Here is a 19,691-nt window from a genome sequence, read left to right as displayed (position 1 = left end):
TCTGACCGCATAGGTTCGCCGGGTCGGTGTCTCTGGCTCTGCGACTGCTCAGGGAGTGGGCGAGGTCGCCCAGGAGCGGAATAGCGTGAGGGCCTCGGTGACGTTGCCGGGGCCGCACGCGGCGTGAAAGATCTTCTCGGCGGTCCACGCGTGGACCCAGTCGTGTGTGCTGCGATCGACGTCCTGGCGGGGGTACTCCTGCTCCTCCAGGTCTGTCTCCTCCAAGTCCGGCCTGAACCGCTACGACACCGACATCCGCGTGCACCTGAAGCCGCGCATCGGCGGCCGGCGCCTCGACCGGCTGCGCGTCAGCCACCTCAGCGAGATGTTCACGGACATCCGCGACGCCAACGCCCAGATTCTGGAGGACAACGCCCAGCGACGAGCCGCGATCGACGAGATGCCGCCCTTCCGCCGCATCACCGGGCCCGCTACGCGCCAGCACGTCAAGGCCACCCTCCGGGCATCGCTGAACGACGCGATTGGGCAGCAGATAATCACCTTCAATCCCGCCACCCACGTCGAGATCGACCCCGTGCGCAAGCCGAAGGCCCTCGTGTGGACCGACTAACGGGTCACCAAGTGGGAGCAGACGGGCGAGAAGCCGTCGCCCGTCATGGTCTGGACACCCCAGCAGACCGGCGCCTTCCTCGACTTCGTCGCCGAGGACCGGCTGTACGCGAATGGCACCTCATCGCCTTCCGCGGCCTGCGCCGGGGCGAGGCGTGCGGGCAGCCATGGTCGGAGACGAACCTCGACACCCACTCCCTCACCGTCTCCTCCCAGCTCGTCCAGGACGGCTGGGGAATCGAGGCATCCGATCCCAAGACCGACAGCGGCTACCGCGTGGTCGCACTCGACGACGACACCGTCGATGTCCTGAAGCGCTACCGCGAACGGCAGGGCCAAGACCGCGAGAAATGGGGTACAGCCTGGGTCGAGACCGGCCACGTCTTCACCCAGGAAGACGGCTCCTGGCTCCATCCGGGCAAGGTGACCGACCTCTTCGAGCGCCTCGTCGCCGCTTCCGGCCTCCCGCCGATCCGCCTGCACGATCTGCGCCACGGCGCGGCAACGCTCATGCTCGCAGCCGGCATCGACATCAAGATCGTGTCGGACACCCTCGGCCACAGCGACACCCGGATCACACGGGACATCTACCAGAGCGTCCTGCCCCACGTCGGCAAGAATGCCGCCGAGGCCACCGCCAAGCTGGTCCCCCTCCAGCGCAAGACCGAGGAAAAGAAGGCTGCCCGCAAGGCCGCGAAGTCCGCCAAGAAGGCCAAGGCGACGAATACCGGCAAGGGCAACGGCAAGCCGAAGCGCGACGTGAGCCCCCAAGCCAAGGCAAAGCACCAGAAGCCCGAGAAGTAGCCATCAGCGGCTCTCCAGGCACCCCACGGCACCCCACCCCTGCTTTTCAAGCCCTGCCTCGGGTGACCTCCACGCAGTGACGACGGCAGCGCCCCGCTCCCGCAAACCAAGAGGAGCGTTCGCCTAAACCGCGTCCCACCCGACGCACCGTTTCCAAGTGCATGCCATACCGACATGATTAGCGCCGTGAAGGACTTCGTGATTCCTCTCGTGATCGCAGTGATCGGATTGGCTGCAACCGGACTGGGTGCCCTTGTTGGAGCACGAGCAACCAGGTTCGGCGCCGAGAGGAACGCCGAGACCGTTCGGCGGCAAGTACAGGACCAAGCCGCCGTGGAACACGGCCACTGGCTGAGGCAGCAGCGGCTCAATACGTACGAGAGCTTCCTCGAAGCCTGGGATGAATGCCTACGCATCACCCAAGCATCGGCAGCAGTGCACGATCCAGACTCGACGGGCCTTGAGGATCTCAGCGAGGCCGCAGGCCGAATGGCGGAACGTGCACGGCGCATCGCGCTCTTGGGGCCGGAAGAGGTCACACGCACGGCCGAGGAACTGACCGCGACGATGCAGGAAGACGTCGCAGTCTCCACCCGGTTCATCGAGGTAGCCCAAGCCGCGACAGCAGCGGTCGACAGCCGAGCGGTTCCCGCTGACGCCGTGGCCGATGCAACAGAGGAGTACAGGCAACGCACGGAGCAGCTTGGTGAGCTCATGCGCTCTTATCGCGACCAAGGGCGGAGCCTACGAGATCTTGATGGTCACCCCCTTTTGGGCGAGGTGGTGAGGAGCATCGAGCAGTACCGTCACGCTTCCAGGGAAGCGCGGGGAGCACTGGAGGAGAATCTCGCGCACCTGTCTGGGACGGTGGAAGAGGCATCCGCCATGGTGGATGTCCTCACGCGCAACAAGCAGGCCCGGGAACTCAGTCGGGAACGCTTCACGAGCGCGGTACGGCAGACACTCGGCACGCCGCCCATGACCGAGTAGCTCAAGCAGGAAAGGGCGCCGGCTGAGAGCAACGGAGGGGCCAGATCACCAAGCGGAGCAGGCTCACCCAGTAAGCCCTGGCCCCCCTCCGCTCACGCATCGCTCACGCAAGCCGACTCACGGCGTCTCGACCGCCCCTCACGTCATGGACCGAGCAGCAGAAAACCCCAGGTCAGAAGCCATCTGACCTGGGGTTCACGTGGAGCCCCCTGTCGGATTCGAACCGACGACCTACGCATTACAAGTGCGTTGCTCTGGCCAACTGAGCTAAGGAGGCGTGCCGGAGCAGTGTAACCAACCCGGCGTGGTGACCGGACGAGATATTCCCGGCGCCTCGGACTACTGACAGATCCGAAAACGCCAGGTAGCGTCACATCAGGTTCACCCAAGTGGACCAAACCACTCCCTTACTCGGACCGTCCGGCACGTTCCTGCCGGTGGAGGAGAAGATCCAGCATGGCCAGTGTCACGTTCGACAAGGCGTCCCGCGTCTACCCCGGCTCCACGAAGCCGGCCGTGGACCAGCTCGAGATCGACATCGCGGACGGTGAGTTCCTCGTCCTCGTCGGTCCCTCCGGTTGTGGCAAGTCGACCTCCCTGCGCATGCTCGCGGGTCTTGAGGACGTCAACGGCGGTGCGATCCGCATCGGTGACCGCGACGTCACGCACCTGCCGCCGAAGGACCGGGACATCGCCATGGTGTTCCAGAACTACGCGCTGTACCCGCACATGTCCGTCGCGGACAACATGGGCTTCGCGCTCAAGATCGCCGGTGTGAACAAGACCGACATCCGGGCGAAGGTCGAAGAGGCCGCCAAGATGCTGGACCTCACCGACTACCTGGACCGCAAGCCGAAGGCGCTCTCCGGTGGTCAGCGTCAGCGTGTCGCGATGGGCCGCGCCATCGTGCGTGAGCCGCAGGTCTTCCTCATGGACGAGCCGCTGTCGAACCTCGACGCCAAGCTCCGTGTCTCGACCCGTACGCAGATCGCGTCGCTCCAGCGCCGCCTCGGCATCACCACCGTGTACGTCACCCACGACCAGGTCGAGGCCCTCACCATGGGCGACCGGGTCGCGGTCCTCAAGGACGGGCTGCTCCAGCAGGTCGACTCGCCGCGCAACATGTACGACCGCCCGGCGAACCTCTTCGTGGCCGGCTTCATCGGCTCCCCCGCCATGAACCTGGTCGAGGTCCCGATCACCGACGGTGGCGTGAAGTTCGGCAACAGCGTCGTCCCGGTCTCCCGTGAGGCGCTCACCGCCGCCGCGGACCGTGGCGACACGACCGTCACGGTCGGCATCCGCCCCGAGCACTTCGACATCGTCGAGCACGGTGGCGCCGCCGCGAAGACCCTCACCAAGGACTCCTCGGACGCCCCGGCCGGCCTGGCCGTCTCGGTCAACGTCGTCGAGGAGCTCGGCGCCGACGGCTTCGTCTACGGTGCCGCCCAGGTCGGTGGCGAGCACAAGGACCTGGTCGTCCGCGTCGGCGGCCGCGCCGTCCCGGAGAAGGGCACCAAGCTGCACGTCGTCCCCCGCCCGGACGAGCTGCACGTCTTCGCGACCTCGACCGGTGAGCGCCTCACCGGCTGATCGCCCCGCCGTACGCACGGCCCCGCACCCTTCGAGGGTGCGGGGCCGTTTGCATGGCGCGGGACATGTTTGCGTTTCGATCATGGACATCACCAAATACCGCGCCAGACGGGACATTTCGAACCCTCTCGTCAACCGATGATTCGAATGACCACGTCGAACCATCCCCCGCGAGAGTGACGAAATGTCGTCAATTCATCACTGCCCGCTACGCTCGCCTGCGTGACCCACACCGCGCGCCGAATCGGCCGAACTCTCGCTCTCGTCCTGCCCGTCGTCATGGTTCTCTCCGGAACCCTCGCGGTGACCCGCGTTCCGTGGGCGGCGCAGAACAACGAATCCCCCTTGCTCGCCGCCGCATCGGAGACCGTCTCCAAGCGCGCCAAGCCGCGCGCCGCGCAGGACGTACTGCGCGACAAGCTGCTCGTGGAACTCCAGGAGAAGGACCCTGCGGCGGCCCTCACCGACCTCCAGCGCGCCGTCGAAGCGCGCCCCTCGCTCGCCCAGCACTGCATGTCGATCGCCAAGGCGCTCGGGAAGGCAGCCGTCGAGCAGTACGGACCGACGCGCGCCCACCGCTTCTCCCGCCCGGTCTGCGACACCTCGTTCGCCTCCGGTGTCGCACAGTTCAGCTGAGCGGGACATGGCAGGCACCGCATATCGTGCCTGCCATGCATACGTATCCGACGCAGGCGGTGATCCTGGCGGGTGGCCAGGGCTCGCGGCTGCGCCCGTACACCGATGACCGCCCCAAGCCGATGGTCGAGATCCCGGGAACCGGGACCCCGATCATCGGCCATCAGCTTTCCTGGCTGGCCGCCGAGGGCGTCACCGACGCCGTGGTCTCGTGCGGCCACCTCGCCGAGGTGCTCCAGGAGTGGCTGGCCTCGGCCGATCTGCCGTTGCGCGTCACGACCGTCGTCGAGACGGAGCCGCTCGGCCGCGGCGGTGGCCTGAAGTACGCGGCGGCCCGGCTGCCCGATCCGGAGCAGCCCTGGTACGCCACCAACGGCGACATCTGGACGCGCTTCTCCCTGCGCGAGATGGCCGCGTTCCATGCCGAGCGCGACGCCACCGCGACCCTGGCCCTGGCCCGGCCCCGGATTCCCTGGGGCGCCGTGGAGACGGACGCGTTCGGGCACATCACCGACTTCATCGAGTCGCCGCCCTCGCCGTATCTGATCAACGCCGGTGTGTACGTGTTCTCGCCCGCGTTCACAGGGCTGCTGCCCGACCGGGGCGACCATGAGCGGACGACGTTCCCGCGGCTGGCCCGGGAGCGCAGCCTCGCCGGGTACCCCCTGCCGCACGGGGCCTACTGGCGGGCGATCGACACGGCGAAGGACCTCACCGAGGCGGCGAAGGAACTGGGCGCCCAGACGGGCTGAGAGAGCCGCTGAGGGGAAGCGGGGAGCGGACCGTTCCCCGGCCCCTGGTCCGGACCGTCTGCGCGGACCCCGGTGGACCAGGAGCCCGGAAACGGAAGCAGCACGTCGGAGGGACGGGCACCGGAATCGGTGCCCGTCCCTCTTCGTACGTCCGGTCCGTTCTCCCGGTCGGCTCAGCCGAGCAGGCCGCCGATCGGGTTCCGACCGGCCCCGCCGGAGCCGCCGCCGGTGTCGCCGCCGGTCGAACCGCCGCCGCTGTCCGAGCCGCCGCCCGTGGAGCCACCGCCGTCGGTGCCGCCGGAGGACGTCGGACCCGCGCTGGTGGACGGGGGCTGCTGCGGGGTCGTCTGCTGCGGGGGCTGCTGGCCCGTGCCCTGGGTCTGGCTGGGCTGGGTGCCCGCCCCCGAGGCGCTCCCGGATTCGCGGACGGTGTCCGTACCGGGCGTGGACTCCTTGCTGGACGGGGTCGTGGCGGCGCCGGAGCTGGAGGGCTCGGGGCGCCGGCCGTCCGGGGTGCGGGACGCCTTTCGCTCACCGGTGGACTCGCCGGGGAGCGGCATGCCGGGGAGCTGGTTGGTCGGGTTGTCGTGGGGGCCCGGGACCGTGACGACCTCGGTGGAGCGGACGGCGCCGCCGAGCATGGAGCCGATCAGCAGCGTGAGACCGACGACCACGGTGGCGACCACGGTGCCGCGCCGCAGCACACGGCGGCGCAGGTCCCAGATCTCGGAGCGCGGGCCGAGCCGGCGCCAGGCCTCTCCGGCGAGGCGCGCGTCCACGGAGTAGACGGGCGCGCCCGCGATGATCAGGGGGCTCCAGGTGGCCAGCATGATGATGTCGGGTGCGTCGTAGACGGCGACGGTGCGCCAGCTGACCGTGACCAGGAGAGCCGCGGAGAGCAGCGCGCCCACCGAGGCGGCGACGCGCTGCCAGAGGCCGAGGACGGTGAGGACGCCGACGACGACCTGGAGGAAGGCGACGGTCAGACCGGCGCCGACGGGGTGGGAGAGGGCGAAGTCGCGCAGCGGCTCGGCCAGCGCCCAGGGGTGCAGCGAGGTCAGCCACTTGACCATGGAGCCGCGCTCACCGCCGTCGAAGTAGACGGGGTCGCACAGCTTGCCCATGCCGGCGTAGATGGAGATGAAGCCGAGCAGGACGCGCATGGGGAGCAGCACGACCCCCAGGTTCATCCGGCGGCCGGGGTAATAGGCGTGCTTGACCGGGTCGTTGCCGTGGCGGCGGTCCCGGGCGGCGGGGCTCTCGTCGTACTCCTCGTCGTCGCCTCCGGGCCCGTCGGGCCCGATGTCGACCGCGTCGTACGCCCCTACGGCCTGCCGCATGGGCGGGAGCAGCGGCCCGTTGCCGCGTCCGGGCTGGTGCGGTGCGGTCAGTACGGGGTTGGGCTGGGTCTCGTCGAGGCGCGGGATGACCTGCGTCCCGACGGCTCCGCGGCCGTCCTCGTACTCCCCACCGAGGCCGCCGTGCCCGCCGGGGCCGACATCGAGCTGTCCGGCGGTGGAGTTGCGTACGGCCTGGAGGAGGCCGGTCGCGCCCGGGTCGCCGGGGGCCGATCTGCCGCTCCAGACGACGGGGGCCCGCCTGCGGCCGCCGGAGCCGCTCATGGCGGGGACGCGGGCCGTGCCCGCGGGGGCACCGCGCAGCCGTGCGCGCTGGCCCGGGGCGAGCTGCACCCGGAAGCTGGCGTGGTTGACGATGACCTGCGCGGGGTCGCTGTCCACCTTGGTCATGCTCAGGGCGGGTTGCTCGTCGAACCGAGGCGTTCTGGTGTCCACACTCATCTAACCGAGTGACGTGTGGATAGGACACTGCTTTGACGGGCCCGATGTGTCCGAGACCCGTCAAGATCCGGCCAAACTCGGGCATCTAGGAACTGTGTTCGGCGCTCGCGCGTCAACCGACCCGGAGGTCACAGCCACTGCCACCCGCGCGAACACCGCTCGCCCCTGCCGCACGCTCGTTCCGTGCGCCCCGCGCTCCCCCTCGCCCGGGGAGCGCACGGAACGAACGGGGCGCACGAGGCGCATGACGAGCGCGGGCGGCGCACCCGAGGCCTACGCGCGGCGGCGCGCCACCTCGTACAGCACGATGCCGGCCGCGACACCGGCGTTCAGCGACTCGGCGCCGCCCGGCATCGAGATCCGGACCCGGTAGTCGCAGGTCTCGCCGACGAGACGGCCCAGACCCTTGCCCTCGCTGCCGATGACGATGACGACCGGACCGGCGAGCTGCTCCAGGTCCTCGACCGTGTGCTCGCCGTCCGCCGCCAGGCCCACGACGGTGAGGCCGGCCTTCTGGTAGCCCTCCAGGGCACGGGTCAGGTTGGTGACGCGGGAGACCGGTGTACGGGCGGCCGTACCGGCCGAGGACTTCCACGCACCGGCGGTCATCCCGGCCGCGCGGCGCTCGGGGACGACGACACCGTGGCCGCCGAAGGCGGAGACGGAGCGGACGATCGCACCGAGGTTGCGCGGGTCGGTGACGCCGTCGAGGGCGACGATCAGCGGGTCCTCGTTGTTGTCGTACGCGGCCGCGGTGAGGTCCTCCGGGTGCGCGTACTCGTACGGCGGGACCTGGAGGACGAGGCCCTGGTGGTTCAGGCCGTTCGTCATCCGGTCGAGCTCGGGGCGCGGGGCCTCCATCAGGTTGATGTTGCCGCGCTCGCCCGCGAGCTTGAGGCAGTCGCGGACCCGCTCGTCGTTGTCGATGTACTGCTGGACGTACAGGGTGACCGCGGGCACACCGTCGCGCAGGGCCTCGTAGACCGGGTTGCGGCCGACCACCATCTCCGAGGTGCCCTTGACGCCACCGCGCCGGGGCGCGGGGCGGCGGGCCGCGGCGTGCTTGGCCTGGGCGTTGGCGACCCGGTTCTTCTTGTGTCCCTTGCGGGCGGAGGCGGGCGGCGTGGGTCCCTTGCCTTCGAGACCACGGCGTCGCTGGCCACCGCTGCCGACCTGCATGCCCTTCTTGTTGGACGTGCGGCGGTTCCTGCGCTGGCTGTTCCCGGCCATGACCTACCTGTTTCGTTGCTTCAGAAGTACGTACGTAATGAAAGTGTGCCGCCCGGACGGCCGGGCGGCACATTTGCGCCGGTCAGGCCGGTGCCAAGAGGTGGTGTTCAGCGCGGTCCGAGCGTCCATCGGGGGCCGCTGGGGCTGTCCTCGATGACGAGGCCGGACTGGTTGAGCTGGTCGCGGATGGCGTCGGCGGCGGCCCAGTCCTTGCGGGCGCGCGCCGACTGGCGCTGGTCGAGGACGAGGCGTACGAGCGTGTCGACGACACCGTGCAGGTCCTCGCCGCGGTCGGTCTCGCCCGCCCAGTGCGGGTCGAGCGGGTCGAGGCCGAGGACGCCGAGCATGGCCCGGACCTCGGCCAGGCGGGCGACGGCGGCTTCCTTGTCGTCGGCGGCGAGGGCGGAATTGCCCTGCCGGACCGTGGTGTGGACGATCGCGAGGGCCTGCGGAACGCCCAGGTCGTCGTCCATCGCCTCGGCGAAGGCGGGCGGCACCTCGGCGGCGGCGGGTACGGTCTCCCCCGCCTTCTCGGTGACGCGCTGCACGAAGCCCTCGATCCGCGCGAACGCGGACTCCGCCTCGCGCAGTGCCTCCTCGCTGTACTCGATCATCGACCGGTAGTGCGGGGTGCCGAGGTAGTAGCGCAGCACGATGGGGCGCCATGCCTTGACCATCTCGCTGACCAGCACGGAGTTGCCGAGCGACTTCGACATCTTCTCGCCGGACATGGTGACCCAGCCGTTGTGCACCCAGTACTTCGCGAACTCGTCGCCGAAGGCCTTGGCCTGGGCGATCTCGTTCTCGTGGTGCGGGAAGATCAGGTCGATGCCGCCGCCGTGGATGTCGAAGGCGGTGCCCAGGTACTTGTGCGCCATGGCGGAGCACTCCAGGTGCCAGCCGGGACGGCCGCGGCCCCACGGGGTCGGCCAGCTGGGCTCGCCCGGCTTGACGGCCTTCCACATGGCGAAGTCGCGCTGGTCGCGCTTGCCGGTCTCACCGTCGCCGGTGGGCTGGCGCAGGTCGTCCAGCTCCTGGTTGGACAGCTCCAGATAGCCGGGGAAGGACCGCACGTCGAAGTAGACGTTGCCGTCCGCCGCGTAGGCGTGGCCACGCTCGATGAGGCCGCGCATCATCTCGACCATTTCGGTGATGTGGCCGGTGGCGCGCGGTTCGTAGGTGGGCGGCAGGCAGCCGAGCGCGTCGTAGCCGTCGTTGAACGCGCGCTCGTTCTCGTAGCCGATCGACCACCAGGGGCGGCCCTGCTCGGCCGACTTGTTGATGATCTTGTCGTCGATGTCGGTGACGTTCCGGATGAACGTGACGTCGTAGCCGCGGTAGGCGAACCAGCGGCGCATGATGTCGAAGTTCAGACCGGACCGGATGTGCCCGATGTGCGGGGCGGCCTGGACAGTGGCGCCACAGAGGTAGATCGAGACACAGCCCGCTGTGAGCGGGACGAAGTCACGGATCTGCCGGGCGCTGGTGTCATACAGGCGAATAGTCACGCCTCAAGGGTAGTAGGCCGACACCAGTGCCCCGCGACCCCTTGGGGATCGCGGGGACAACTTTCTGATATTGGGATGTGCCGTTCCGGCTCGCGCGAGGTAGGGGGCCGGTGCCGCGGAGGCCGTGGGACCGGTGCCCCCGAGCCCTCGGGCCGGGTCCCGGAGCCGGCCCGAGCGGGGCTCCGAGCCGCCGGACCGGGGTCCCGGAGGCCGTCGGCCCCCGGTCTCAGAGGCGCCCGACGACCTTGCGCGGGGTGATCCGCACGACCACGCGGGCGGCGTCGTCTGCCGAGCTCGGGTTGAACTCCGCGTACTTCTTGCCGCTGTACTTCAACGCCAGCTCGTCGATCAGTTCCTGGCCGCCCTCGGTGGTCAGGGTCGCGGTGCCGCGGATCTCCGCGTACGCGTACGGGTTGTCGGCGGGCTGCACGACCACGGTGACGCGCGGGTCGCGGCGCAGGTTCTGCTCCTTGCGGCGGTCCACGGTGGTCGAGATCAGTACGTCGTCGCCGTCCCGCTTCACCCAGACGGGAGAAACCTGCGGGCTGCCGTCGGGCTGGATCGTGGCGATGGTGACGAACACGGGCGTGTCGAGCACGTTCTTGAGGTTCTCGGAGAGTGCGGCGGTCATGACGTACGTCCTCCTGTGTACCGGCGGGCTGTCGGATTCGCTCCTACCCGCCAACCACGCGTCAGCCCCGCTGCTTCCCGATCCGGCCCGCCGGAAGGGTGAATGCCAGTACGGCACCGGTCAGCGGGACGGCGGCGAGGACCGTCCACAGGACGGGGCCGGGGGCGCCCAGGAGCGCGCCCGTGGCCGCGCTGCCGCCGAGGACCGCGAGCCCGGAGACGGAGGACAGCGCCCCGGTGGCGAACCCGAGCTGCCGGTCGTCGACGAGGTCGGGGACCAGCCCGCGGGCGGCGGGCACCAGCAGCATCTGGCCCAGGGTGAGCAGGACGACCAGTACGGCACCGGGCAGCAGTCCGGCGGGCCCGCCCGGCGTCAGCGGCACGGCGGCGAATCCCGCGGCGACGGTCACCAACCCGGCGACGAGCGCGGTACGCGGGGCGATCCGGTGCGCGGACCAGCGGGTCAGCGGCAGCTGCGCGCCGACGACGAGGAGCGAGGAGAGCGCGAAGAGCCAGCCGAGGGCCGCCTGTGAGCCGGTGGCGCGTTCCACCTCGGCGGGCAGCGAGAGGTAGAGCTGGTTGTACGCGACGAGGTAGCTGCTGTACGCCAGGCACAGGACGAGGAACGGCCGGTGGGTGAGGACCGCTCCCCGGGCCGGGCGGGGTTCGGCCGTCCGGCCGGCGGGAGCCCGGCGTGGCATGAGGCGGGCGTGTCCGGCGAGTACGGCGACGAAGACGAGCGCCCCGGCCAGGCAGGCGGCCCGGAAGCCGCCGCCGAGCAGCAGGAGCAGCGAGCCGAGGAGGGGCCCGAGGAAGGCTCCGGCCTGTCCGGCGGCGGAGAACACGGCCAGTACCCGGGCGCGCGGGATGCCGGTGGCCGCCTCGTGCCGGACCGCCTCGCGGGCGGTCTCCGACTCGACGGCGGGCGAGAAGAGCGCGGCGGCGAAGCCGATGAGGAGGACGGCGGCGATCACGGTCGCGGTGGAACCGGCGAACGCGAGCCAGCCGAACCCGGCGATGCGCAGGACGCAGCCGGCCAGGACCACGGGCCGGGGGCCGTAGCGGTCGGTGAGCGCCCCGCCGACGACGAAGAGGCCCTGCTGGCTGAAAGTACGCAGGCCGAGGACGAGCCCGACGAGCCAGCCGGCCATGCCGAGACCGCTGCCCAGGTGGGTGGCGAGGTAGGGCAGGACGGCGTAGAAGCCGATGTTGAAGGCGAACTGGGTGCCGGTGAGCAGCCGGAGGTAGGGCGTGTGCCGGGCGGGGGCGGTAGCTGCCTTCGAGGCGGGGGCGGGGGCGGCGGGGGCTGCTCCCTGGGTGGAGGGGAGGAACCCGGCGGGGGCGTCGTCCTCGGTCGCCGGGCCCGCGGGGCTTCCGGCGGACCCGCGGGTGCGTCCTCGGGGAACGGGCCCGCGGATGCGTCCCCGCTGCTCCGTCACTTCGGGACCGCCGGGGTCCGGCCCCGTACCGCCGCCGAGGTCAGTACCGCGAGGGCGCCGAGGAGGGCGAGGGCGGCGGCGGGGGCGAGGACGGACCAGGGGGCCCGTTCCGCGTACGGCATGTTCTCGGACAGCATCCGTCCCCACTCCGGTGCCGGTGCCTGGGTGCCGAGGCCGAGGAAGCCGAGGGAGGCGAGGGCCAGCGCGACGGCCGGTACGCGAAGGACCGCGTGCCGGACGACCGGGGGCAGCACGCCGGGCAGCACATGGCGGCGCAGCCGGTGCCATCGGCCGGCCCCGAGGGCGACGGCCACGGAGACGTGCGGGGCCGCGCGTTCCTGGGCGTACAGGGCCGCGGTGTGGGCGGCGAGCGGGGCCCAGGCGACGGCGGCGACGGCTGCGGCGGCGCCCCAGGGGCCGGGGCCCGCGATGCCCGCGACGACGAGTCCGGCGAGGACGGCGGGCAGGGCGTTGGCGGTCTCGGTGAGCGCTCCGGCGCGCAGGGCTCCGATGACCAGGCCCAGCAGCAGGGTGACGGCGCCGACGGCGAGGGCGGTGAGGACCGTGCGGGCCGCGCCGTGACCGAGGCGGGCGAGGACGTCCCGGCCGAGGGAGTCGGTGCCCAGGGGGTGCGCGGCGGACGGGGCGGCGAGGCGGGCCGCGGCGTCGACGTGGAGGGGGTCGCGCAGCAGGCCCGCGACGGTCACGGCGACGAAGAGCACGGCCAGCAGCACGGCGGCCGAGGTGATCAGGCGGCTCGTGGGCAGCGGCGGGCGGACCAGCGCGGGCAGGGCGCCGTCGGCCAGGGCCCGGCCGAGCAGGGCGCGGGAGGCGAGGCGGGCGGCCAGTCCGGCCGCGACGCCCAGCAGGAGGAGGGTCAGGACGCACGCCTGGAGGACCGGCAGGTCCTGCGCGAGGGCGGCCCCCAGCGCCGTACCGCCGAGCCCCGGAATGGCGTACAGCGTCTCCACCGCGACGGCGCCGCCGGTGAGCCCGACGACGACCAGGCCGACCTGGGGCAGCAGACCCGGCAGCGTACGGCGCAGGGCGTGACGGGCGATGCGGCGTCCGGGCAGGCCGCCCGCGGTCGCGGCACGGGCCCACGGTTCGGCGAACGCGGCGGGCAGCGCGTCGTCCAGCAGCCGTCCCAGGAGCGCGCCCGCCGGGACGCCCATGGCGAGCGCGGGCAGGATCACCTGGTCCGGGGCGCCCCAGCCGAGCGCCGGGAGCCAGCCGAGCTGCACGGCGACGACGGTGGCCAGGACGGCGGCGATGAGGAACTCCGGCAGCGCCGCGAGCACGGCGGCGCCGACCCCGGCACGTTCCCGGTCGATCCGGCGGGCCGCCCCGCGCCGCAGGGTGCCGGCGCTGAGGGCGAGGGCGAGGAGCACGGCGACGGCGAGCGAGACGCCCATCAGGGTGAGGGAGACGCCGAGCGCGGAGGTCAGGTCGGGGGCGACGGGCTGTCCGGAGACCCAGGACTCGCCGAGGTCGCCGCGGAGCAGCCCGCCGAACCAGCCGCCGAGTACCCGTAGGGGCCCGCCGTCGAGCCCGGTCTCGGCGCGGATCGCGTCGAGGGTCTCGGGGGTGGGCGGCCGGTCGGCGTACCGGGCGTGCAGGATCGTCAGCGCCGGGTCGGTGCGGGTCAGCCGGGGCAGCAGCCCGATGACGGCGACGACGGCCAGGAGGGTGCCCAGCCGCCCCGCGAGGTACCTCACGCGGTCACCCGACGCGGGTGTCGGCGGTGATGAGGGTGCGTTCCATCGGGTCCAGCGCGACGCCTTCGACGCGGCCGTCGTCGTACCCCTGGACGAAGCGTTCGTGGACGAGCGGTACGAGGGCGTCGACGCCGAGGATGCGGGCCTCGGCGGTCATCTCGGCCCGGTGGCGGGCGTCGGTGTCCGCGAGGGAGGCGGCCTTGTCCACGTCGGCGTCGACGCGCTTGTCGCAGAGCTGGGAGATGTTGAAGCTGCCGTCGCAGGTGAAGTCGGAGGCGAGGTACGAGACCGGGTCGGCGGTGTCGAGCAGGGTGTTGCGGGCCTGGATGAACGCGTCGTACTTCCCGCCGAGCGCGTCGGCCTCCATCTGCGCGTAGTCGCGGACGACCTGCTTGACGGTGAAGCCGCGCTTCTCCAGCTGCTGCTGGACGATGGTGGCGACCTCGGGGAGTTCGGGCCGGTTGGTGTACGTGGCGAGGACGATCTGCCCGGTCTTCGCGACCTCGGCCGGGGTGGCGGCCTTCGCCCGGCCGATGGGCGCGGTGCGGTCGGCGGCGGCCCACGGGACGCCGGGGCCCAGGAGCCCCCGCGCGGTGTCGGCGCGGCCCTCGTAGACGCCCTTGACCAGGGCCTTCGAATCGATGGCCTCGCGGGCGGCGGCGCGCATCGCCGGGTCGGCGAAGACACCGCGTGCGGTGTTGAGGGAGAGGCCGTTGGTACGGGCGGAGGGGAATTCGTGGACGAGGGCTTCGCCGAGGAGCGAGGCCTGCGAGATCGGTACGTACTCGGCCACGTCCACCGCCTTCGTACGCAGCGCGTTGGCGCGGGCGGTGCCGTCGGCGACGAACGTCACGTCGACGCCGGGGGCCTTCGCCCGGTGACCCCAGTAGGTGTCGTTGCGCTTCAGCGTGGCGCTGACCGCGCCGTTGACCTCGGCCAGGGTGAACGGGCCGGTGGCGTGCCCGGCGGGGTCGACCTTGCCGCCCTTGTAGGCACCCGCCGACAGGATCGTCAGGGACGGGTTGGCCAGCCGCTGGGGCAGCAGCGGATCGGGGGCCGCCGTCGTGATCCGTACGGTGTGCGCGTCCGGTGCCGAGGCGGTGAGCCGGGTGTCGCTGAGGACGCGGGGCTTGGGGGACGCGGCCTGGGCGGCGTTCAGGGACCGCACCACGGCGGCGGGGTCGACCGCGGTGCCGTCCTGGAATTCGGCGTCGCGGAGCGTGAACGTCCACGCGTTGTCGCTGTCCCGCTTCCAGGACGCGGCGAGGGCGGGCTTCGCCCCGCCGTTCCTGTCCAGGGTGGTGAGGCCCTCGATGACGGCGAGCCGGCTGAGGGTGACGGCGTCGTCCCCGTACGGCGACATGGCCTGGGCGGGCGGGAAGGCCATGACGACCCGGAGCCGCTGCCCGCCCCCCGACGCACCGGAGCCGTCCGGAGAACCGCCGGAGCAGGCGGTGGCGAGCGGGACCAGCAGGGCGGCCGCGGACAGGGCCAGCGGCAGCCTGGAGCGACGGAGTCGGGGCGTGGGCATGGCAGCGACCTTACATGAAAACGATTGTCATCTAACGGGTGGGGGCGATGTCTCCGGAGGATGCCGCGGAGGGCACGGGCATCGGCAGTTCGAAGTGGATGATGCCCTGGCCGCCGCCCGGCAGCTCGCGTTCGTCGCACACCTCGTGGGCGAGCGAGCGCCAGAACGGCTCGGCACCGGACACGGCCGGATCGGTGTGCAGGTAGAGCGAGGTGTAGCCGCCCGCCCGCGCCGCGAACAGCCCCAGCTCGCGCACCAGCAGCCGGGCCAGCCCGTGCCTGCGGTGCCCGGGGCGCACATAGATCCGGCAGAGCTGGGCGGTGGAACCGGACGGGAAACGGTCCGCGACCCACTGCGGGTTGGGCGGCGCCTGCGGCCCCCGGTCGCGTACGGCACCGGTGGCGACGATCTCGCCGTCGCGCTCGACGACCAGCAGGGTGCAGCGGTCGGGGCGCAGATAGGCGGCACCGGGGTCGATGATGTCGCCGTGCCAGCGGGGTACGTAACCGGACTTGAGGTCTCCGTAGACGGTGTCGAGCATCACGGCCCTGGCCCCGTCGAGATCCTCCGCGGTGGCGGTCCGCAGGACGTAGCCGTCCACGTCGGTCGTCGGCGTACCAACCGTCACCGTGGTCGTGCTCACCACCGGGCCCTCGCTCTCACCTCGTACGGCACATCGACCGCCGTACACATCACGTGTCTTGCACATCGCTTGCCGTACCAGCGTACGTGCAAGCGATGTGCAACAAGGGGCGGGCCCGGGAGGACCGGCAGGTCAGGCGGGTGGCGAACGGCGCGCGAACGGGCCCCGGCCGGGCGGACGGGTCATCCCACCCGGTAGACCAGCGCGGTGGCGATCCCGGCGATGCCTTCGCCGCGCCCGGTGAACCCGAGCCCGTCGGAGGTCGCGGCGGAGAGCGAGACGGGGGCGCCCGCGGCGGCGGACAGCACCTTCTGCGCCTCGTCGCGCCGCTTGCCGATCTTCGGCCGCACGCCGACGACCTGGACGGCCACATTGCCGATCTCGAAGCCCTCGGACCGGACGATCCGGGCCGCCTCGGTGAGCAGCGTGACACCGGAGGCGCCGGACCACTCGGGGCGCCCGGTGCCGAAGTGCTGCCCGAGGTCACCCAGGCCGGCGGCCGAGAAGAGCGCGTTGCAGGCGGCGTGCGCGACGACATCGGCGTCGGAGTGCCCGGCGAGGCCGGGGCCCTCGCCCTCCCACTTCAGGCCCGCGCACCACAGCTCGCGGCCCTCTTCGAAGGCGTGGATGTCGGTCCCGATCCCGACGCGCGGGATCACGGGGGCCGCGGGCGCACCCGCGGGGTTCTCAGAAGCCATCGTTCGCCCTCCGGCGTGCGAGTACCGCCTCGGCCAGCAGCAGATCGAGCGGCCGGGTCACCTTGAACGCCTCTTCGTGCCCGGGGACGACGACGACCGGCGCCCCGAGCTGTTCCACCATGCCCGCGTCGTCGGTCGCGCCCTCGCCGTCGACGGCGACCGTCGCGTGCGCCCGCACCAGCGTGTCCCGGTCGAAGCCCTGCGGCGTCTGCACGGCGCGCAGCCTGGCGCGCACGGGGGTCGAGAGCACCGGCTCCGGCTCCCCCGGCGCTCCGGGCTCGACCTCCTTCACGGTGTCGGCGAGCGGCAGCGCGGGGACGACGGCGGGCGCCCCGTCGCGTACGGCCTCGACGACCGCGTCGACCGTGTCGACCGGGACCAGCGGCCGGGCCGCGTCATGGACCAGGACGACGGAGATGTCCTCGGGCAGCGCGGCGAGGCCGAGCCCCACGGACTGCTGCCGGGTGTCGCCGCCCGGCACCACCAGGTAGTCGGTGCGCTCGGGCAGGGCGTGTTCGTCGAGCAGGTTCTTGACCTCGGGCGCACCGTCGGGCGGCGCGACGACGACGACCAGGGAGACGGCGCGGGAGGCGGCCATCGCCCTGACCGCGTGGATCAGCATGGGTGTACCGCTGAGCGCGCGGAGCGCCTTGGGCGCCCCCGGGCCGAGCCGCACGCCCCGGCCGGCCGCGGGAATCACCGCGGCGGTGCGGTGCGGACGCGATTCATCAGGCAGCGGTGACATCGGTGACATCGGTTGCACTCCGAAGCTTCGGCAGGTTTGTTTCCACGGCCGACATGGGTATGGCCCCAGCGAGCCGGGCGTGACGACCTGACTTGATCCGGGCCCCTTCCGTGACACCCGGTCGAGTCGGTCGCCGTACGGCTCGGGGTCGGCTACTGGGGGACGGTAGCCGGGAACAACCGGCGGGGGCGGATCAGCGCAGGCTTTGCCCATGACATGGCCGAATTGAGTGGTAGCGGTTTGGCCGAAAAGGGAAGTCGCGCACCTTCATGAACGTCCGGTACGGGCGGCATCATGCGTTCCGCACACACCACCGGCCCCACGTACGGCACGTTTCCGGAATACGCACCGGTAACCGCGTCCGTCCGGTCGCCACACCCCTTCGGGTAACCGCGTCCGAACATGCCGCAGGGCCCGACGACACAGCGTGAATACGGCTGGTCAACGGGCACCGCGACACATTCTTACGATCGGTATGACCCGATCCGGTTCAGTCCGGGACGATCCGGTCCGACCGTTTCGGTCCGAGCCGAAATCGGCCCGAGCCGATTCAGGACGCGAGGACCTCGTCGAGAAGGGCCTCGGCCTTGTCCTCGTTCGTGTTCTCCGCGAGTGCGAGCTCGCTCACCAGAATCTGGCGGGCCTTGGCGAGCATGCGCTTTTCACCTGCGGAGAGACCGCGCTCACGCTCACGGCGCCACAGGTCACGCACCACTTCGGCGACCTTGATGACATCGCCGGAGGCGAGCTTCTCGAGATTTGCCTTGTAGCGACGGGACCAGTTCGTCGGCTCTTCGGCGTACGGCGCGCGCAGCACCTCGAAGACCCGGTCCAGCCCGTCCTGCCCGACCACGTCGCGCACGCCCACGAACTCCGCATTGTCCGCCGGCACACGAACCGTCAAGTCGCCCTGGGCGACCTTGAGCACCAAGTAGGTCTTGTCCACGCCTTTGATCTGGCGAGTTTCGATAGCCTCGATCAGCGCGGCCCCGTGATGGGGATAGACCACGGTGTCGCCAACCTTGAACGTCATGTGACAGGTACCCCTTCCGTGGCTATCCAGAGTAACACGAGAACAGCATCTCCTGAATGGCGTTTTCGCAGGTCAGGGCATATCTCGGGGCTTGACAACAGCAACAGGAACGTGCTGCGGAAGGCTTCCGGAAGCCGGTATTCGCAGGTCGGAGCCACTGTGCGGCCACGGTGAAACGCGCGCGTCACACATGTCGCAACCCCTCCAGAAGGGGCTGAACGTCCCGTTTTGCCGGATTCCAGATGGTGAACTTTCCGTACTCCGTTCGGAGATCGATCACCCGTACGGAGGTAAGAGCGGAGGCCCAATGAATTCGATCAACGACCCTCCCGCTCACGGATTATGCGTAAGGAATACGCCAAGGACCGGGAAATTGATCACCCCCGTAATGTGAACGAACTGCGAATCCGCGTCGGCGGGTCGCGGGGGTGCCGGGCAGGTCTGAGCGGTGCCGGACAGGTCGCGGCACGAGGCAGTGGGCCCAAGGGGGCGGGTCGGGTGCGGGGCGGGAGCGGCGGCTCGGTAGCCTGACCTCGCTGACACACACTTAGGGCGGCTTTACGTCGCCCGTCCTTGCCGTCCGCAGAGTCCGAAGCCCGCAGACCGAACGTTCAAGGAGTTGCCGCCGCCGTGAGCCGCAGCCTTCGACACGGCGCTCTCGCCGCCACTGCCCTCGTGTTCTCGATCGCCTCGATGTCCGCCTGCAGCGCGGGCAACGACGCACAGACGCTCCAGATCAGGCCCGACAACGCGGCCACCTCGGTCGGCACCATCAAGATCCAGAACGTCAACGTCATCACACAGCCCGAGCACGACGCCGAGGGTCCGGCCGTGGTCGCCGCGACGCTCTTCAACGACTCCACCAAGCGCGAGGTCCTGGAGACCATCACGCTGCCGGGCTCCAACGCCGAGGTGAAGCTGCACGCCGCCGAGGGCAAGGGCCCGATCGTGGTCCCGGCCGGCGGACGGGTCGTCATCGGCGGCAAGGGCAACGCCGCCGCCGTGATCGAGAACGGCCGCGAGGCCGCCCGGAACGGCGACGTCCAGCAGGTCGTCTTCAAGCTCAGCCGGACCGGCGACATCGGGCTCGGCGCCAGCGTCGTCCCGGCGACCACCTTCTTCGAGGGCTTCGGCCCGAGCTCGCTGCCCGCGACTCCGTCGCCGAAGCCGACGCGGACGGCCTCCGACGGGACCTCCCCGACCCCGGGAGAGCCGACGGGCTCCGCGACCTCCGGCACGCCGTCGGACGGCGCGACCGGTGCGGGCACCCCCGGCGACACCGCCTCCAGCTCGGAGTCCACGGGTCACTGACCCACGCAGCCGCGTACACGTGAAGGGGCGCCTCCCGGCCGGGAGGCGCCCCTTCACACAT

Annotated in this window: 17 protein-coding genes, 1 tRNA gene and 1 pseudogene; 6 read left to right on the top strand and 13 right to left on the bottom strand. The window is 71.2% G+C overall.

What is annotated here, in order from left to right:
- Nucleotides 1–48 precede the first annotated feature (48 nt).
- On the bottom strand, nucleotides 49–225 hold the full coding sequence (locus tag OG251_RS22150) for an Imm53 family immunity protein (protein WP_326678795.1): 177 nt from the start codon (nucleotides 223–225) through the stop codon (nucleotides 49–51).
- On the opposite strand from OG251_RS22150, the pseudogene OG251_RS22145 reads away from it, so the two are divergent.
- Nucleotides 224–1,374: pseudogene (locus OG251_RS22145) on the top strand (tyrosine-type recombinase/integrase); the annotation flags it as partial. The gene OG251_RS22150 and the pseudogene OG251_RS22145 sit on opposite strands and share 2 nt — an antisense overlap.
- Before the next feature lie 186 nt (nucleotides 1,375–1,560).
- Complete coding sequence (locus OG251_RS22140; RefSeq protein WP_326678794.1) at nucleotides 1,561–2,364, top strand: hypothetical protein; 804 nt, start codon at nucleotides 1,561–1,563, stop codon at nucleotides 2,362–2,364.
- Nucleotides 2,365–2,564: 200 nt separating this feature from the next.
- Here OG251_RS22140 and OG251_RS22135 read toward each other — a convergent pair.
- Nucleotides 2,565–2,641 (bottom strand) — tRNA-Thr (locus OG251_RS22135).
- A gap of 179 nt (nucleotides 2,642–2,820) precedes the next feature.
- On the opposite strand from OG251_RS22135, the gene OG251_RS22130 reads away from it, so the two are divergent.
- The 3 genes from OG251_RS22130 to OG251_RS22120 all read left to right on the top strand — a co-directional run bounded on the left by OG251_RS22130 (nucleotide 2,821) and on the right by OG251_RS22120 (nucleotide 5,345).
- The gene (locus tag OG251_RS22130; RefSeq protein ID WP_326678793.1) at nucleotides 2,821–3,957 is read left to right on the top strand and encodes an ABC transporter ATP-binding protein; all 1,137 of its coding nucleotides are present in this window, start codon (nucleotides 2,821–2,823) and stop codon (nucleotides 3,955–3,957) included.
- 222 nt (nucleotides 3,958–4,179) lie between these two features.
- Nucleotides 4,180–4,593, top strand: coding sequence for a hypothetical protein (locus tag OG251_RS22125; RefSeq protein WP_073720429.1), 414 nt, complete (start codon nucleotides 4,180–4,182; stop codon nucleotides 4,591–4,593).
- Nucleotides 4,594–4,628: 35 nt separating this feature from the next.
- Nucleotides 4,629–5,345, top strand: coding sequence for a nucleotidyltransferase family protein (locus tag OG251_RS22120; RefSeq protein WP_326678792.1), 717 nt, complete (start codon nucleotides 4,629–4,631; stop codon nucleotides 5,343–5,345).
- 173 nt (nucleotides 5,346–5,518) lie between these two features.
- Here the strand turns inward: OG251_RS22120 and OG251_RS22115 are convergent, their stop codons facing one another.
- The 11 genes from OG251_RS22115 to OG251_RS22065 form a co-directional block, all read right to left on the bottom strand.
- On the bottom strand, nucleotides 5,519–7,144 hold the full coding sequence (locus OG251_RS22115) for a DoxX family membrane protein (RefSeq protein ID WP_326678791.1): 1,626 nt from the start codon (nucleotides 7,142–7,144) through the stop codon (nucleotides 5,519–5,521).
- 273 nt (nucleotides 7,145–7,417) lie between these two features.
- Nucleotides 7,418–8,374, bottom strand: a complete 957-nt coding sequence (gene rlmB, locus OG251_RS22110) for a 23S rRNA (guanosine(2251)-2'-O)-methyltransferase RlmB (protein ID WP_266803961.1) — start codon at nucleotides 8,372–8,374, stop codon at nucleotides 7,418–7,420.
- Nucleotides 8,375–8,481: 107 nt separating this feature from the next.
- Entirely contained in the window at nucleotides 8,482–9,882 is a 1,401-nt protein-coding gene (gene cysS / locus OG251_RS22105) for a cysteine--tRNA ligase (protein WP_326678790.1), read from the bottom strand.
- 226 nt (nucleotides 9,883–10,108) lie between these two features.
- Nucleotides 10,109–10,513 carry a PPOX class F420-dependent oxidoreductase gene (locus tag OG251_RS22100; protein WP_073720434.1) on the bottom strand — a complete coding sequence of 135 codons (405 nt, stop codon included), beginning with the start codon at nucleotides 10,511–10,513 and terminating at the stop codon, nucleotides 10,109–10,111.
- A gap of 61 nt (nucleotides 10,514–10,574) precedes the next feature.
- Nucleotides 10,575–11,750, bottom strand: coding sequence for an MFS transporter (locus tag OG251_RS22095; protein ID WP_326681354.1), 1,176 nt, complete (start codon nucleotides 11,748–11,750; stop codon nucleotides 10,575–10,577).
- Between the two features lie 197 nt (nucleotides 11,751–11,947).
- Complete coding sequence (locus OG251_RS22090) at nucleotides 11,948–13,669, bottom strand: ABC transporter permease subunit (RefSeq protein WP_326678789.1); 1,722 nt, start codon at nucleotides 13,667–13,669, stop codon at nucleotides 11,948–11,950.
- Nucleotides 13,670–13,673: 4 nt separating this feature from the next.
- Nucleotides 13,674–15,200 (bottom strand): ABC transporter substrate-binding protein, encoded by a 1,527-nt coding sequence (locus OG251_RS22085; RefSeq protein ID WP_326678788.1) that lies wholly within the window; start codon nucleotides 15,198–15,200, stop codon nucleotides 13,674–13,676.
- A gap of 31 nt (nucleotides 15,201–15,231) precedes the next feature.
- Nucleotides 15,232–15,843 carry a GNAT family N-acetyltransferase gene (locus OG251_RS22080; RefSeq protein ID WP_326678787.1) on the bottom strand — a complete coding sequence of 204 codons (612 nt, stop codon included), beginning with the start codon at nucleotides 15,841–15,843 and terminating at the stop codon, nucleotides 15,232–15,234.
- Nucleotides 15,844–16,025: 182 nt separating this feature from the next.
- Nucleotides 16,026–16,541, bottom strand: coding sequence for a 2-C-methyl-D-erythritol 2,4-cyclodiphosphate synthase (gene ispF / locus OG251_RS22075; RefSeq protein ID WP_073720435.1), 516 nt, complete (start codon nucleotides 16,539–16,541; stop codon nucleotides 16,026–16,028).
- The gene (gene ispD / locus OG251_RS22070) at nucleotides 16,531–17,295 is read right to left on the bottom strand and encodes a 2-C-methyl-D-erythritol 4-phosphate cytidylyltransferase (protein WP_326678786.1); all 765 of its coding nucleotides are present in this window, start codon (nucleotides 17,293–17,295) and stop codon (nucleotides 16,531–16,533) included. The genes ispF and ispD overlap by 11 nt, the downstream gene beginning before the upstream one ends.
- A 541-nt stretch (nucleotides 17,296–17,836) precedes the next feature.
- On the bottom strand, nucleotides 17,837–18,319 hold the full coding sequence (locus tag OG251_RS22065) for a CarD family transcriptional regulator (RefSeq protein ID WP_003953493.1): 483 nt from the start codon (nucleotides 18,317–18,319) through the stop codon (nucleotides 17,837–17,839).
- Between the two features lie 630 nt (nucleotides 18,320–18,949).
- On the opposite strand from OG251_RS22065, the gene OG251_RS22060 reads away from it, so the two are divergent.
- Entirely contained in the window at nucleotides 18,950–19,630 is a 681-nt protein-coding gene (locus OG251_RS22060) for a DUF461 domain-containing protein (protein ID WP_326678785.1), read from the top strand.
- The last annotated feature ends 61 nt before the right edge of the window (nucleotides 19,631–19,691 follow it).

The organism is Streptomyces sp. NBC_01237 (assembly GCF_035917275.1).
Taxonomy (GTDB): Bacteria; Actinomycetota; Actinomycetes; order Streptomycetales; family Streptomycetaceae; genus Streptomyces.
Note: the sequence above shows the minus strand (reverse complement) of the source record. Positions and strands in the feature narration are given on the sequence as shown.

Bases quoted from the DNA above. Each gene is read 5' to 3' on its own strand.
- OG251_RS22130 (WP_326678793.1), top strand. From the start codon at position 2,821: ATGGCCAGTGTCACGTTCGACAAGGCGTCCCGCGTCTACCCCGGCTCC.
- OG251_RS22120 (WP_326678792.1), top strand. From the start codon at position 4,629: ATGCATACGTATCCGACGCAGGCGGTGATCCTGGCGGGTGGCCAGGGC.
- OG251_RS22115 (WP_326678791.1), bottom strand. From the start codon at position 7,144: ATGAGTGTGGACACCAGAACGCCTCGGTTCGACGAGCAACCCGCCCTG.
- rlmB (WP_266803961.1), bottom strand. From the start codon at position 8,374: ATGGCCGGGAACAGCCAGCGCAGGAACCGCCGCACGTCCAACAAGAAG.
- OG251_RS22100 (WP_073720434.1), bottom strand. From the start codon at position 10,513: ATGACCGCCGCACTCTCCGAGAACCTCAAGAACGTGCTCGACACGCCC.
- OG251_RS22085 (WP_326678788.1), bottom strand. From the start codon at position 15,200: ATGCCCACGCCCCGACTCCGTCGCTCCAGGCTGCCGCTGGCCCTGTCC.
- ispF (WP_073720435.1), bottom strand. From the start codon at position 16,541: ATGGCTTCTGAGAACCCCGCGGGTGCGCCCGCGGCCCCCGTGATCCCG.
- ispD (WP_326678786.1), bottom strand. From the start codon at position 17,295: ATGTCACCGATGTCACCGCTGCCTGATGAATCGCGTCCGCACCGCACC.
- OG251_RS22065 (WP_003953493.1), bottom strand. From the start codon at position 18,319: ATGACGTTCAAGGTTGGCGACACCGTGGTCTATCCCCATCACGGGGCC.